17 protein-coding genes and 1 riboswitch are annotated in these 13,012 nt (G+C 67.8%); of the genes, 7 read left to right on the forward strand and 10 right to left on the reverse strand.

Annotated features, from left to right (window positions below):
- Nucleotides 1–113 precede the first annotated feature (113 nt).
- Together CKJ85_RS03730 and CKJ85_RS03735 are read left to right on the forward strand one after the other, a co-directional pair.
- Nucleotides 114–836, forward strand: coding sequence for a biotin--[acetyl-CoA-carboxylase] ligase (locus tag CKJ85_RS03730; protein ID WP_095553443.1), 723 nt, complete (start codon nt 114–116; stop codon nt 834–836).
- Between the two features lie 9 nt (nt 837–845).
- Complete coding sequence (locus CKJ85_RS03735; RefSeq protein ID WP_095553444.1) at nt 846–1,310, forward strand: hypothetical protein; 465 nt, start codon at nt 846–848, stop codon at nt 1,308–1,310.
- Here the strand turns inward: CKJ85_RS03735 and CKJ85_RS03740 are convergent.
- The 3 genes from CKJ85_RS03740 to budA form a co-directional block, all read right to left on the reverse strand.
- A complete protein-coding gene (locus CKJ85_RS03740; protein WP_095553445.1) occupies nt 1,307–1,516 on the reverse strand; it encodes a PLDc N-terminal domain-containing protein in 210 nt (69 codons plus the stop codon). The two genes, CKJ85_RS03735 and CKJ85_RS03740, sit on opposite strands and share 4 nt — an antisense overlap.
- 1 nt (nt 1,517) lies before the next feature.
- Nucleotides 1,518–1,985, reverse strand: a complete 468-nt coding sequence (locus CKJ85_RS11775) for a hypothetical protein (RefSeq protein WP_133064911.1) — start codon at nt 1,983–1,985, stop codon at nt 1,518–1,520.
- Nucleotides 1,986–2,135: 150 nt separating this feature from the next.
- Complete coding sequence (budA, locus tag CKJ85_RS03745) at nt 2,136–2,888, reverse strand: acetolactate decarboxylase (RefSeq protein WP_095553446.1); 753 nt, start codon at nt 2,886–2,888, stop codon at nt 2,136–2,138.
- A gap of 41 nt (nt 2,889–2,929) precedes the next feature.
- On the opposite strand from budA, the gene CKJ85_RS03750 reads away from it, so the two are divergent.
- The 4 genes from CKJ85_RS03750 to CKJ85_RS03765 all read left to right on the forward strand — a co-directional run bounded on the left by CKJ85_RS03750 (nt 2,930) and on the right by CKJ85_RS03765 (nt 5,859).
- The gene (locus CKJ85_RS03750; RefSeq protein ID WP_095553447.1) at nt 2,930–4,090 is read left to right on the forward strand and encodes a 5-(carboxyamino)imidazole ribonucleotide synthase; all 1,161 of its coding nucleotides are present in this window, start codon (nt 2,930–2,932) and stop codon (nt 4,088–4,090) included.
- A 40-nt stretch (nt 4,091–4,130) separates the two neighbouring features.
- Nucleotides 4,131–4,640, forward strand: coding sequence for a 5-(carboxyamino)imidazole ribonucleotide mutase (gene purE / locus CKJ85_RS03755; protein ID WP_095553448.1), 510 nt, complete (start codon nt 4,131–4,133; stop codon nt 4,638–4,640).
- A complete protein-coding gene (locus tag CKJ85_RS03760) occupies nt 4,633–5,124 on the forward strand; it encodes a YdcF family protein (RefSeq protein WP_095553449.1) in 492 nt (163 codons plus the stop codon). The genes purE and CKJ85_RS03760 overlap by 8 nt, the downstream gene beginning before the upstream one ends.
- A 108-nt stretch (nt 5,125–5,232) precedes the next feature.
- Nucleotides 5,233–5,859, forward strand: coding sequence for a DUF305 domain-containing protein (locus CKJ85_RS03765; protein ID WP_158221610.1), 627 nt, complete (start codon nt 5,233–5,235; stop codon nt 5,857–5,859).
- A 17-nt stretch (nt 5,860–5,876) separates the two neighbouring features.
- Here the strand turns inward: CKJ85_RS03765 and CKJ85_RS03770 are convergent, their stop codons facing one another.
- The 7 genes from CKJ85_RS03770 to CKJ85_RS03800 all read right to left on the reverse strand — a co-directional run bounded on the left by CKJ85_RS03770 (nt 5,877) and on the right by CKJ85_RS03800 (nt 11,759).
- Complete coding sequence (locus CKJ85_RS03770; protein WP_095553451.1) at nt 5,877–6,983, reverse strand: ThiF family adenylyltransferase; 1,107 nt, start codon at nt 6,981–6,983, stop codon at nt 5,877–5,879.
- Nucleotides 6,980–7,774 carry a thiazole synthase gene (locus tag CKJ85_RS03775; RefSeq protein ID WP_095553452.1) on the reverse strand — a complete coding sequence of 265 codons (795 nt, stop codon included), beginning with the start codon at nt 7,772–7,774 and terminating at the stop codon, nt 6,980–6,982. The genes CKJ85_RS03770 and CKJ85_RS03775 overlap by 4 nt, the downstream gene beginning before the upstream one ends.
- 2 nt (nt 7,775–7,776) lie before the next feature.
- Nucleotides 7,777–7,974: a sulfur carrier protein ThiS gene (gene thiS, locus CKJ85_RS03780; protein ID WP_095553453.1), complete on the reverse strand. Its 198-nt coding sequence runs from the start codon at nt 7,972–7,974 to the stop codon at nt 7,777–7,779.
- A gap of 9 nt (nt 7,975–7,983) precedes the next feature.
- Complete coding sequence (gene thiO, locus CKJ85_RS03785) at nt 7,984–9,099, reverse strand: glycine oxidase ThiO (RefSeq protein WP_095553454.1); 1,116 nt, start codon at nt 9,097–9,099, stop codon at nt 7,984–7,986.
- The gene (locus CKJ85_RS03790) at nt 9,096–9,761 is read right to left on the reverse strand and encodes a thiamine phosphate synthase (protein WP_095553455.1); all 666 of its coding nucleotides are present in this window, start codon (nt 9,759–9,761) and stop codon (nt 9,096–9,098) included. The genes thiO and CKJ85_RS03790 overlap by 4 nt, the downstream gene beginning before the upstream one ends.
- Complete coding sequence (locus CKJ85_RS03795; protein ID WP_095553456.1) at nt 9,754–11,265, reverse strand: bifunctional hydroxymethylpyrimidine kinase/phosphomethylpyrimidine kinase; 1,512 nt, start codon at nt 11,263–11,265, stop codon at nt 9,754–9,756. Before CKJ85_RS03795 ends, CKJ85_RS03790 begins: the two co-directional genes overlap by 8 nt.
- Nucleotides 11,256–11,352, reverse strand: a riboswitch (TPP riboswitch). Its footprint overlaps the gene before it by 10 nt.
- 26 nt (nt 11,353–11,378) lie before the next feature.
- Nucleotides 11,379–11,759, reverse strand: a complete 381-nt coding sequence (locus tag CKJ85_RS03800) for a hypothetical protein (RefSeq protein ID WP_095553457.1) — start codon at nt 11,757–11,759, stop codon at nt 11,379–11,381.
- 158 nt (nt 11,760–11,917) lie between these two features.
- Here CKJ85_RS03800 and CKJ85_RS03805 point away from each other — a divergent pair, with 158 nt between their 5' ends.
- Complete coding sequence (locus CKJ85_RS03805; protein ID WP_095553458.1) at nt 11,918–13,006, forward strand: HNH endonuclease; 1,089 nt, start codon at nt 11,918–11,920, stop codon at nt 13,004–13,006.
- The last annotated feature ends 6 nt before the right edge of the window (nt 13,007–13,012 follow it).

Below are 13,012 nucleotides of genomic sequence, written 5' to 3' on the forward strand. Positions count from 1 at the left end.
TTCCGGATCCCAACTCCAAAAATTATAGCTACACGCCCGCGTCGTTACTTGCGTCCCCGTCACCCCACACACACCACGCCACACCACACCCCACACCGCATAGAATCGTGGGCATGACAGTAAAGGACCTCGCCCGCATCCAAACCGCCGTCGCCGACTACTGGCCGAAGGTGCGCTACGTCGAGACCACTGGCTCCACCAACGCCGACATGGTGAAAAACGGCGAGGCCGGGATGGTGCTCATCGCCGACGAGCAGACCGCCTCCAAGGGCCGTCTGAATCGCACGTGGGTCACGCCGAAGGGCGCGCAGCTGGCCATGAGTATGGTCATCGACGCAGGCACGGACCCCAACCACTTCGGCCTGCTTTCCATCGCGCCGGGCGTGGCGGTGACCGACGTCATTCCGCAGGCGGCTCTCAAGTGGCCGAACGACGTGCAGATCGGCGGCAAGAAGATCGCGGGTATCCTGTCCAACCTTGCGCTGCCGAACGTGGTCGTGGGCATCGGCATCAACGTCAACTTCCGGCCCGAGCAGCTGCCCGTCGACACCGCGACCGCGCTCAACCTCGAGGGCATCGACGTCGACTTCGACGACTTCACCATCGAGATCCTGCGCGCCATGGGCCACCGCCTCGGCCAGTGGCAGGACCGCGACCCGCAGCTGCTCGCCGACTACCGCAAGGTCTGCTCCACTATCGGCCAGACGGTGCGCATGGAGCTGCACGACCGCGACGTCCACGGCGTGGTCGACGGCATCAACGACAATGGTGAAGTGATCATCGACGGCGCCGCGTACTCCGTCGGCGATGTGCATCACCTGCGCCCGAAACAGTAGCCTGGTCGCATGTCAAGAAAGGTGCGGTTTCAGACGAACGGCGGCGAGCAAGTGCTTGCCGACGTCTGCGCCCCCCTTTCCACCCTCACCTTCCCCCTCATGGAACTCATCGTGATTACAGGCGTGGCCTGGATCGCGATCGGCTGGATGGACGTGACCCCGGGCGTGGACCCGGCACTGCGCAACGTCGTCGTGCTTGTGTGGGCGCTTTTGGCGCTGTGGCGCTTCGTGGCCCCGCTGGTCAGCTCCCGTCGCCGCCGCTTCATCCTCACGGACCGCCGTATCCTCGCCCGCGGGCGCCGCGGCGCGGTCGACTCGATCCCCCTGGAGCAGATCCACTCCGCCCGCCGCGTCAAGGGCGGGATCTCGGTGGCGGTCTATGGCTACGACCGTCCGCTCGTCTTCGAGCAGGTGGGCAAGGCGCGCGCCGTGGACAAGACGCTGCAGAAGGCGCTCGCGGGCCAGCTGCGTTAGCGCCTCCGGTACACGAAATACATGATCGGTCCCAACAGCGGGACCAGCAGCACAACGAGAAGCGAAACGACGCCTGATTTCGTCGTGTGCTCGTCACGCGCAATGCACACGAGCGCCGCGACTGCCAGCACAAACGCCAGCGCCGTCAGCCCCCACAATGCGTAGTCGACCGGTTCCGGTTCCAGTGGCGAGGACGCACTACCCATTTCACATCCACCCCTGGTTTACGACATCGCCGTTACCGTTTCCTACGACGCCCTGAATCTGAGTCTTGTCGGACCAGTTGACGTGTTCCCAAGGGGTCGGTACTCCTCGCTGTACATTCACGCTGCACAGAAAGGTTGCTTCACCATTGCTCACGTAAGCGTCTGATTTCTCGGAGGAAATTTTCGCGAGAGGGTCGTAGTTTCGGGTGACATCGCAAGAGTGCGCATTAATGGCGGTCGCTGCTCCATTCTCCACTTCGTAGGTGCCTGTTACGCGAGTTTCGGAAATCGTCACGCCCGCGACAGAGAACGAGTCAGTAGACTCAATATGGCGCTGCTCAGCGTTTGCCGTCGACGGGTGTAGGGCCGTCAACGCCAGTGCTCCCGCTGTAAAAAAACAACTTTCTTGCTGGTGGCCATCAAAAAATCCTTTCGACTTGACGTAAATGACCGCTTTTGTTTTTAGCACCAGGACGTCACAGGATCTCGGGATCAGTGTGTGTTTGAGGAGATAGTGATAGGCCTTTTATGGTTTTTTGCGAAGCGGAGAAGTCTGTTTTCGGAGTTGATTTACAAACTCAAGCTTTCGTCAGATTTGTTCCCTGCTTTTCACGCTCCACTACCCATTAATCTGCGCGCCCTTGATCTCGGTGTCGTGCAGCTGGCTGTCCAGGTCCTCCGGCGTGAGGTCGCTCTGCTGGAACTCGGCGGTGACAGGCAGGTGGAGGTCCATGTCGGTGCCGGGGCACAGCTCGATGCGGGCCTCGCGCACGGTGTAGTCGAGGACGTGGCCGCCGGAGGTGCGCTCGTCGTCGATGAAGTGGACGTGGCAGCCCGGCACGCTGATGCCTTTGGCGTAGGCGGGGGTGCGGAAGCCGCCGATGATGCCGGTGACGTTTTCGAAGTGGTGCTCGGCGTCGTCGTTAATTGCTTCGGTCATGGGGCGGTAGGGCTTTTCCTGCTTGCTCACGGTGCGGGTGACCACCTTGTCGAAGGTGCCGGTGATGCGCACGGCGTAGAAGAAGTTGCGGCTGGGCTCGAGCGAGTCGATGAACGTGGACAGTTCGCCGCGGCGCATGCCCTGCGGCGCGTCGACGGCGATGCGCGGTACGAAGTTCGTCACCACCGTAAACGGCGTGCGCTGGTCCAGGTCCGCGACGCGCGCCTTGCCGTCGCTGGTGAGCTGGTAGCAGACTCCGTCGAGGATAATCATCTCGCCGTCGAGCGCATCGAAGGTGCCGAGGCCGAAGTTGCCTTTAGACAGGATGTCGCTGATGGTCAGCTCGCCGTCGTAAATGCCGTCGAGGAGAGCGGTCATAAGCGAGTTCTGGAAGATGGTGTGGCGGGAAAGCGCCTGATATTTCGAAGCCATAGCACCAGGGTAAGGTGAAGTGCGTGAAGGACGCACAACTTATGCCAACTGTCGTGGTCGTCGGTGACGGCCAACTCGCCCGCATGATGCACACCGAGGCCATCGAGCTCGGCCTGCACACGCGCCTGCTCGCGGGAAGTGAGGACTCGTCGGCCGCACAGGTCTTCGGCGATGTGCGCATCGGCGATTACACCAACCTTGAGGATCTTCGGGAGGTCGCGCACGGTGCGGCCGCGGTCACCTTCGACCACGAGCATGTGCCCAATGAGCATTTGGAGCAGCTTATCGACGCCAACGTGGCCGTCGAACCACGCCCCGAAGCCCTCATCTACGCCCAGGACAAGCTGGAGCAGCGCCGCAAGCTGGAATCGCTCGGGGTGCCGGTGCCGGACTACGCGCCGATCGACTCGGTGGATGCGGCGAAATCGTTCTGGGAGCGCCACGAGCACCGCGTATGCCTGAAGACCACCCGCGGCGGCTACGACGGCAAGGGCGTGTGGTTCCCCGACTCGCTCGATGAGTTCGTGGAGCTGGTGGACGACATGCTGGGCCAAGACATCGTGCTTTACGCCGAGGAGAAGGTCGACTTTGTCCGCGAGCTGTCCGCAATGGTGGCGCGCACCCGCTCCGGCGAGATGCGCGTGTGGCCGGTCGTGGAGTCGCGCCAGACCGACGGCATCTGCCACGTCGCGATCGCCCCGGCCCCGGACCTGTCGACGCAGCTGGCGCGCGAGTGCCAGAACCTGGCCAAGCTCATCGCCCGCAAGCTCGACGTCACCGGTGTGATGGCGGTGGAACTGTTCGAGTACAAGACCGAGACCGGCACCGCCGTGTCCGTCAACGAGCTGGCCATGCGCCCCCACAACACGGGCCACTGGACGCAGGACGGCTGCCTGACCTCCCAGTTTGAGCAACACATGCGCGCCGTGCTCGACTGGCCGCTCGGCGAGACCGAAATGGTCGCCCCCGTCACCGTCATGGTCAACGTGCTCGGCGGCGAGGAAGACCCGGAGATGCCCATGGAGCGCCGCGTCAAGGAAGTCATGCTGCGCTACCCGGAGGCGAAGGTCCACCTCTACGGCAAGGACTGGCGCCCGGGCCGCAAAATCGGGCACGTCAACGTCACCGGCTACGACGTCGCGAGCACGCGCAAGCTCGCCGAGCACGCCGCCCAATTCCTGGTGACGGCGAGCTGGACGTAGGCTGGCGTCGAAAAGCGCAGCGATAAGAAAGGTTGAACCGATGACCGCACAGCAACCCCTCGTTGGCCTGATCATGGGCTCCGATTCCGACTGGGACACCGTCGCACCCGCCGCCGAGGTGCTCGCCGAGTTCGGCGTGCCCTTCGAAGCTGGCGTGGTGTCCGCGCACCGTACGCCCGACAAGATGCTCGCGTACGCGAAGTCGGCCCACGAGCGGGGCCTGCGCGCGATCATCGCCTGCGCTGGCGGCGCCGCCCACCTGCCCGGCATGGTCGCGGCCGCGACACCGCTGCCGGTCATTGGTATCCCGCGCGCGCTGGACACGCTCGACGGCATGGATTCGCTGCTGTCCATCGTGCAGATGCCGGCGGGCGTGCCGGTGGCCACCGTCTCCATCGGCGGGGCGAAGAATGCCGGCCTGCTCGCCGCGCGCATCCTCGGCGCGGCCGACGCCGAGCTGCAGGCGAAGATGGTGCGCTACCAGGAGGACATGGCCGCCGCCGTGGAGAAGAAGGACGAGGCGCTGCGCAGCCGGTTGCTGGGTGAGTAGCAGCCCCATCGTGGTGCTCGGGGCGCGCATTGTCGACGGTCGCCCCTCCCGCATGCTCCACGCCCGCCTCATCGCCGCGCTCGTTCGCTGGCGTATCGACGCCCGCGCCGGGGTAGAGCGCACCATCGTCGTCACCGGACGCGGCGAATCGGGCGTGATGGCGCGCTGGCTCGCCGAGCGCGGCGTGCCCCGCGAGCTGATCGTCGAGGAGCCTCACGCGACGTCGACGAACGAGAACCTGGAGAACTCCCGCGCGCTCTTCCCGCACGCGCCGCGCCTGATCGTGGTGACGAGCAACTTCCACGTCCGCCGCACGCGCGTGTGGGCCTGGCACCTGGGCATTCCGGTGGAGATGGTGCCGGCGCGCACCCCGCGGCGCTCGCGGGCGAAGAACTACGCGCGCGAACTCATCGCGCTGCCGCACTCGGCGGCGCGCGTTGCTTGGCGACGCCTCGCGCACACCCTGGGAATCCCGCCTAAATAGGGCGAGCGCTGGCCCCCTTCGGCGTGGTGTGAGCGCTCTGCGATACCCTAAGGGGGTATACCCATTCTGGGTATGGCGCAGATACTTCGGTCTGAGGAGGGCCCTTTCATGACACACACACCACTACGACGACGCATCATCGGCCTGGCTGCCGTTGCACTACTGGGGGTCAGTGCAGTCTCATGCGCCGGAGAAAACGCCACCCAGACCGACAAGGACGGTGTCGAGGTGACATCCGGGGCCAACCAACCTGCAGAAGTCAACGGGGTGGACCTGCACTTTCTCGGGATGATGACACCGCACCACCAGCAAGCCGTGGACATGAGCGACATCATCCTGGCCGCGGACGGCACCAGCGAAGCCACAGCGGACTTAGCTGAACGGATTAAAGTCGGGCAAGAGGAAGAGATCGACACCATGGTCGACTGGGCCGAGCAATGGGACCAAGGCGACCTGATGGAACAGCATTCCCCGCACATTGCCAACGGCATGATTACGCCGGAACAGATGGAGCAGCTGGAAAAACTTGATGGCGAGGACGCAGACACCCTGTTCCTCCAGCTGATGCACTCCCACCACGCAGGTGCCGTTGCCATGACCCAAGACCAGATCGACAACGGCGGCTACCAGCCCCTCGTGGACCTGGCCCAGCAAATGCTCGACGTCCAAACCGCCGAGATGGACGAGATGGAACAGCTCCTCGAGGCCCGAGGCGAAAGCACTCTGACTGAGTAACCTGCACGGCGCGGCGGCTAGAGCCCGCCCGGCAGGCTGCGCAGCGTGACTCCGCGCTCCGCGGCGGCCTCGCCGAAGCGCTCCACAAAGTCCGCGGACCGCTTCCCGGAGGCGCAGTACACCACGACGTCGCCCGCACCGCGCAGCTCGTCGAGCAGCGCGATCGCCGCGTCCGGGTCCTCGCGCCACGCGGACGTGGGCAGGTGCGCGGATTCCTGCGGCAGGTCCTTGATCGCCTTCTCGCCGAGTTCGCGCACGTCGAGCGCGGTCGCTTCGCCGTCCGCGATCTGCGCGAGTAGCCGCGCTTTCTCGCCGTCGCCGTGCTGTGGCACCGCGCACGAGGCGGCCGGCGCGGCGTGGGCGTCCAGGCTCGTCACCAGCTCGCGCTCCGGGTCGGCCGTGACCTGGAAGCGCTTGAGCGTGCCGGCGAGCGCCTCGTAGACGGTGAGCACGCCGATCTCCGCCTCGTCCATCCCGGCGAGGAGCTTGACCGCCTCGGTGGCCATGAGCCCGCCGACGACGGACGTAGTCACGCCGAGCACGCCCGCGGTGGCGCAGTCCGGGGTGTCCTCGGGCGCGGGGTGGGTGGGGTAGAGGTCGCGCAGGCCCACGCCACGCGAGCCCGGGCCGGAGTGCCAGACCGCGACCTCGCCGTGGAAGCGCAGCACCGAGCCCCACACCAGCGGGGTGCCGGTGAGTTCGGCGGCGTCGGCTGCGAGGAACTTCGTGGTGAACGTGTCGGAGCCGTCGATGACCAGGTCCGCGTCGCGGAAGTACTCGACGGCGTTGGACGCGTCGAGGTGCTCGTTGCGCGCGATGATGCGCACGTCGTCGCGGTGCCGTCGCAGCTGCTCGGCCGCCACCTCGACCTTCGGCCGGCCCACGTCGGCGGCGCTGAACAGGATCTGGCGGTGGATGTTGGTGTCGTCCACGACATCGTCGTCGATGACCGTGATCGTGCCGACCCCCGTGGCCACCAGCGCCTGCATCACCGGACACCCGAGCCCGCCCGCGCCGATGACCAGCACGTGCGCGCGGTTGAGCGCCTCCTGGCCGCGCAGCCCGAATCCCGGGAGCAGCGTCTGGCGCGCGGTGCGGCGCAGCTCAGCGTGGGGGAGGCTCATAGCACCTGGTCCTCCCAGCTCGCCAGGCCTTCAAAGCTTGACGACGCCAACGCCCCCTCCGCATGTGTCCGCCGCGGAATCCGGCCCGCGCCGCGGGCCAGGCGGCCCGCCTCCACCGCGTGGCGCATCGCCTGCGCCATGGCGACGGGGTCCTGGCAGCGGTTCACGGCGCTGGCCAGCAGCACCCCGTCGCAGCCGAGTTCCATGGCAAGGGCGGCGTCGGAGGCGGTGCCCACGCCGGCGTCGAGAAGCACTGGCACTTGCGCGCGCGAGCAGATCAGCTCAATGTTGTGCGGGTTGAGGATGCCGAGCCCGGTGCCGATCGGGGACCCCAGCGGCATGACCGCGTGGACGCCGACCTGCTCGAGGCGCGCCGCCACCACCGGGTCGTCGGAGGTATACGCGAGGACGGTGAAGCCGTCGGCGACGAGGAGTTCGCAGGCGTCGACGAGCTCGACCACATCTGGCAGGAGTGTGTGATCGTCGGCGATGACCTCCACCTTCACCCAGTTCGTGCCGAGCGCCTCGCGCGCCAGCTGCGCGGTGAGCACCGCGTCGCGCGCCGTGCGGCAGCCCGCGGTATTCGGCAGCGGGTCGATCCCCAGGCGGGTGAGCAGGTCGAAGACGCTCTCGCCGCCGCCGTCCGCGCGCGCCGCGTGCCGACGCATCGCCACCGTCGTCAACTGCGTCCCACTAGCCACGAGCGCGTCTTCCAGCAGCTGCTGGCTCGTCGCCCCGCCCGTGCCCATGATCAGGTGCGAGTCGAATTCCTTATCCGCGATCTGCAGCACGGTTAGCCTCCTTGGACGGCGGTGAGGATGTCGGCCACGTCGGCGTCGTTAAGCACCCGGCCCCACTGGCTCGCGGGCACCACCTTGCCGTTGACGGCCACGGCGACACCCTCGGAACGGCCCACCACCTCGTCGACGAGCTGCGCGACGGTGGGCGCGGCGTCGAAGGTGCGGGGTTGATCATTGACAATAATGCGCATGATGCTCCTTTACTCGTGGCGGGCGGGGTCGCACGCGGCGATGTCCACCGCCGTGGTGCGCCGAAGCCCAAGGTCAGCGCCGACGCACGCACCGAGCGCCGCCAGCAGAATGCCGTGCCGGAAATAGCCGGTGGAAACGACGAGGTTCTCGCCGCGCAGCCCCAGGTAGGGCAGGTCGTCGGGGGTGCCGGGGCGGTTGCCCACGAGCGCCTCGATGAGTTCGCAGTCCTCGAGCCCGGGCACGATGCGGATCGCGTCGCGCAGCAGCGTGTACACCCCGTCGACGGCGGGCCGCTCGCGCGCGTCCTCGCGGCTGGTCGCGCCCACGGCGATCGTGCCGTCGGTGCGCGGAATGATGTAGACCGGCCGATCCTCCACAAACGCGCGGATCACGCGGCCCACCGGCGCGTTGGCGGCCCCGAGCCGCAGCATGTCGCCGCGCACCGGCCGCAGGTTCAGCGGCAAGCCGAGTGCGCGCGCCCCAAGCCCGTTGCACACATAGGTCGTCGCGCCGAGCACTTTTCGCTTCTCGACGCCCACCTCAACCCCCACACACGCCGCCCCCTCCCACAGCAGCGCGCCCGCCTTCTCGCGGACAAGCCGGACGCCCTTGTCCTCCAGCACGCGCAGCAGGGCAGCGGCGAACATCCGCGGGTTGACCTGGTGGTCGCCGGGGATCTCCACCACGCCCGCGAGCTGCGGACTAAGGCCCGGCTCCTGGGTGCGGGCCTGGCGCAGCGTCAGCCTGTCGACGTCCATCCCGTGTGTGTGCTGGTGCTCGGTGAGCTCGCGCAGGTGGGTGGCGTCGGCGCGGTCGGCGGCGACGACGAACGTCGACTCGGTGCGGTACCCCACGTCGGTGCCGGGGATGGCCGCGACGAGGTCCGCGACCAGCGACGGGTACAACTCCGCCGACTGCAGCATGAGCGGGTAGAGCGGCTCCTGCCGGTACTGCACCTCCGCGGCCGGGGCGAGCATGCCGCCAGCAACGTTGGTCGCGCCGCTGGCGGGCGCCGGGTCCACGAGCGCGATGCGTTGCGGGTCCACCCCGCGTCGCACGAGCTCGAAGGCGGTGGTCAGGCCGATGATGCCGGCGCCGACGATGACGTGTTCGTAGGTGCTCACAGCGCGCCGCCCGCAGCCACGCGGTCGAAGTCGGCCGCGATACCCGCCGCCATCGTCCGCGGGTCCTCGGCGCGCATGAAACCGCGCACGATCGCCACGCCCGCCACGCCGGTGGCGGCGAGGTCGGCGGCGTCGGAAGCGTGGACGTCGCCGATTGCCACGACCGGCAGCCGCGACGCCTCCACCAGCGTCGGGTAGCCGTCAAGCCCGATCGGGGCGCGGCCCGAGTCCTTCGTGGGCGTGGGGCGGAACGGGCCCGCGCCGATGTAGTCGATCACGCCCGCGTACTCGTTGGCCTCCTGCACCAGGTCGAGGGTCCCAGTGGTCAGGCCGATGATGGCGTCGGGGCCGAGCAGCGCGCGGGCGTCGCGCGGGTCCATGTCGTCCTGGCCGATGTGTACGCCGTGGATGTGGTGGGTAGGCATGAGGCGGGCGGCGAGGTGCACGTTGTCGTCGATAAGCACGCGCGTGGCGGGGTTGGCTTTAGCGACGGCGTCGGCGACCGCGCAGGCCAGCGACTCGAGCGCGGACTCTTCGATCGGCTTGCTGCGCACCTGGATCACGCCCGCGCCGCCCGCGGCCGCCAGCGCAGCGATGCGCGGGACCTCCTCGGCGGGCTGCCCGGTGACGAAGTAGCAGCGCAGGTCGAGCGGCCTAGACATCGCGGATCACCCACGCGCGGTCGGCCTGGTCGAAGAAGTCGAGCTCGTAGCGCGAGGCGACGGCGCACGCGCGCACCGCGGCGTCGAGCGAGTCCGGGTCGTCGGCAAGCGTGCGCTCGCAGCGGTCGATCGCGCCGCGCACCGACGCCAGGAACTCGTCGCCGGCGTAGGTGGCCAGCCAGTCGCGGTAGGGGTGCGCGTCGTGGTTGCGCTTGGCCAGGCGCGCGCCGACCTCGTAGTAGAGCCAGTAGCAGGGCAGCACCGCGGCCTGGCCGATCGCCGCGGGTTCGCCGAGCGTGGAGGCCAGCAGGAAGTCGGTGTAGGCGCGCGCGATCGGCGACGGCAGCGTCTCGCGGTCCAGGTCAGCGAGCCACGTGCGCTGCATCTCCTGCTCGTCGGCGATCGCCTCGTCGGCATCCGAAGCCCACGCGCCGCCGAGCGCGCGCAGCGAACGCGCGTACCTGACCAGGTAGTACGCGTCCTGCTCGAGGTAGAAGAGGAAGTCCGCGCGGCGCAGGGTGCCGTCGCCGAGCGCGCGGATGAACGGCAGCTCCATGATGGCGGTGAGGTACGGCGCCGAGGCGTCCCACAGTGCCTGGGTGTGGGGGCCTGCCGGGGCGGCGAGGGGAGGGGTTGGTGGGGCGTCGATAAGCAAAAAGTGTTCGGGGCGCGTATCGGCCGCGCGCTGCATGCGACGGTTCATGTGCCCGTGATCGACGGGGCCGTGCCCGCGGCCGACGCCGAGCGCATCGGCGTGCGCGATCGCCTCGTGCAGCCAGCGCGACGCCCACTCGGTCGCCGCGGGCGTGTCAAAGCCGGCGCCCAGCCGCGTGGCCAGCGCCGAAGAGAACGAACAGCCGGTGCCGTGCGTATTCTTCGTGTCCACGCGCTGCACGGGCACGCGGTGCACGCTCTCGGCGGTGACCACGGCGTTATCCGCGTGCGCGCCGCCCAGGTGGCCGCCCTTGACAATGACGGTCGTGCCCAGCTCGCGCGCCAGCCCCCGCGCCTGCGCGATCGCGGCGTCGAATTCGGTGGCGGTCTCCGCGCCGGCGAGCACGGCCAGCTCAGGCAGGTTCGGGGTGATCACGTCGGCGAGCCGCGCCAGCTCGCGCAGAGCCGCTTCAGCCTCGCGCGTAAGGAGCCGATCGCTTGACGACGCCACCATCACCGGATCCAACACCACCCTGCACGTTCGCGCGTGTGCGGTGAGGAAGTCCCGGACCACGTCGATGATTTCGGTGGTGCCCAGCATGCCGATCTTGATGGCGTCGATCTCCACGTCGTCCGCGACGGAGCGCAGCTGTGAGCGCAGGAACTCGACCGGCGGGGCGAAAATCTCCTGCACGCCGGTCGTGTTCTGCGCGACCAGCGAGGTCACGACGCTATACGAGTACCCGCCGGCGGCCTGGATCGACTTGATGTCGGCCTGGACTCCGGCGCCGCCGGTCGGATCGGTGCCGGCGATAGTGAGGATGCGGGGCAGTGCGGGCGCAGCGTGCATGGGGACAATCCCTTCGCTAGTTCGAGCTAGTGCAGGTTCGACGGGTCTGATCTCAGCCCCTCGCTCGGGGCACCCCGTGTCACACTGGCGACGCTAGCACAGCCCCCGCGCCGCTAGAACGGCAGGTTGAACGTGGGCAGCTCGATGCCCAGGACCGGCGCGGCGAAGTACAGCCAGCCGGCGGCCAGCGCAGCGACGAGCGCGACGAGACCGAGCAGCATCGCGGCGACGTCGAGCTCCTTGCCCACGGTGACGTCGGTGTCCTGGGTTTCCTCCGCGGCCGGCTGCTCTTGCGCATCTTGCTCGCCTGAATCGGCGGCGACGTCGACGTTGACGACGACCTCGTCGCCCTCGCCCTGCTCCACGCTCACCGGCTCGCCGTTGACGGTCACGCCCATCTCGCCGGCGCCCTCCTGTGCGAGGGCCGGCTGCGCGGCGGCGATCATGGCGGTGGAAGTTGCTGCGGCGATAAACGCCCTGGTTGCTCGTTTCATAGCATCAGTTGTAGCACTTTCCTGTGCGCGTGCTGCGTTGAAATCCCGAAACCTTATTAGACGTTGGAAACACCCCGCCGGTTCCCTGGTTGGCCGAAAGTGGAATCCTTCTCACACACCATTGAAACCGCAGGTCAAGCAGGTATATGCTGTGTGGCATGACGCTTCTCGACGACCTGATCACCCTCGACAACCGCGGCATCGACCTTGTTGCCGCGGCCGCGTCGTCAAGCGCCGACACGCTCATCTCCCGCGGCATGGACCCCGACCGCGCCGCCCAACTTGCCACCGCCGCCGAGGTCTTCTTCGCCCCGGTGCGCAACCGTCGGGCGCAGACCGCCTGCATCGACGCCGCACGCGACCGCGGCCACCGGATCGACACCCTCGCCTTTATCGCCCGCTCGTCGCGCAGCCTGACCAAGGATGCGGATCGCTGGAAATACCGCCGCGCCCTGTGCGAGACCGACGGCGATTTGCGCACCATCATGCGCGAGGCGAAGAAACTGAAAAAGAAGCTCGCCCCGCCTACTCCGCGGGCGCCGAAAGCAAGCATCACCTACCACGACAAGGGACTGTCCACCCTGCACGTGACGGGGCGCACCAGCGACGTGCTCGCCGCCTACCACGCAGCACACCCCGACCCGGCAGCCTGGCTGACCGGTAATGCCACCGCCCGTGCTGCCGCACCTGCGATCACCACGGTGCTCAACATGGACATCGGCGAGTTCGCCGCCTGGCGCACCCACTCCAACAACGCCGCCGAGATCCAGGTGCAGCTGACCAACGGCGAGTGGCTCAACGGTGCCGAGCTAGTGAACCGGAAACTCAACAAGGCGGGCTACATCGCCCTGATCTCGCCGACTGACGGGCCGGTCAACCTGTATGCGACCACCCTTGCTGGTGATGACCCGGCCAACCCGCGGCGGGCGACCCGGGAGCTGCGGCTGTTAATGAGTGCCGACGGGCCGACATGCGCCTGGGCGGATTGCCACCAGCCGGCGGATGTCTCCGAGGCACACCATCTCACTGAGTGGGCCAGCGGGGGTGGGACCGAGATTGGGAACTTGTGTTGGTTGTGCACCTACCATAATCGGCAAAACGGCAGGCCCTCCCGCGGCAGGATGCACCGGCACCGCGGGCGCGTCACGTGGCAGAGCCCGAGTGGGTTTCGAATACCCGGCGGGGTCGATCACGCCGACCCCGACAGACGCGAACAACGCCTCGCCCACACCCCAGCAACCACGTAGCGCCAG

It is taken from the genome of Corynebacterium sp. NML 150383, assembly GCF_002285085.1.
Classification (GTDB): Bacteria; Actinomycetota; Actinomycetes; order Mycobacteriales; family Mycobacteriaceae; genus Corynebacterium; species Corynebacterium gottingense.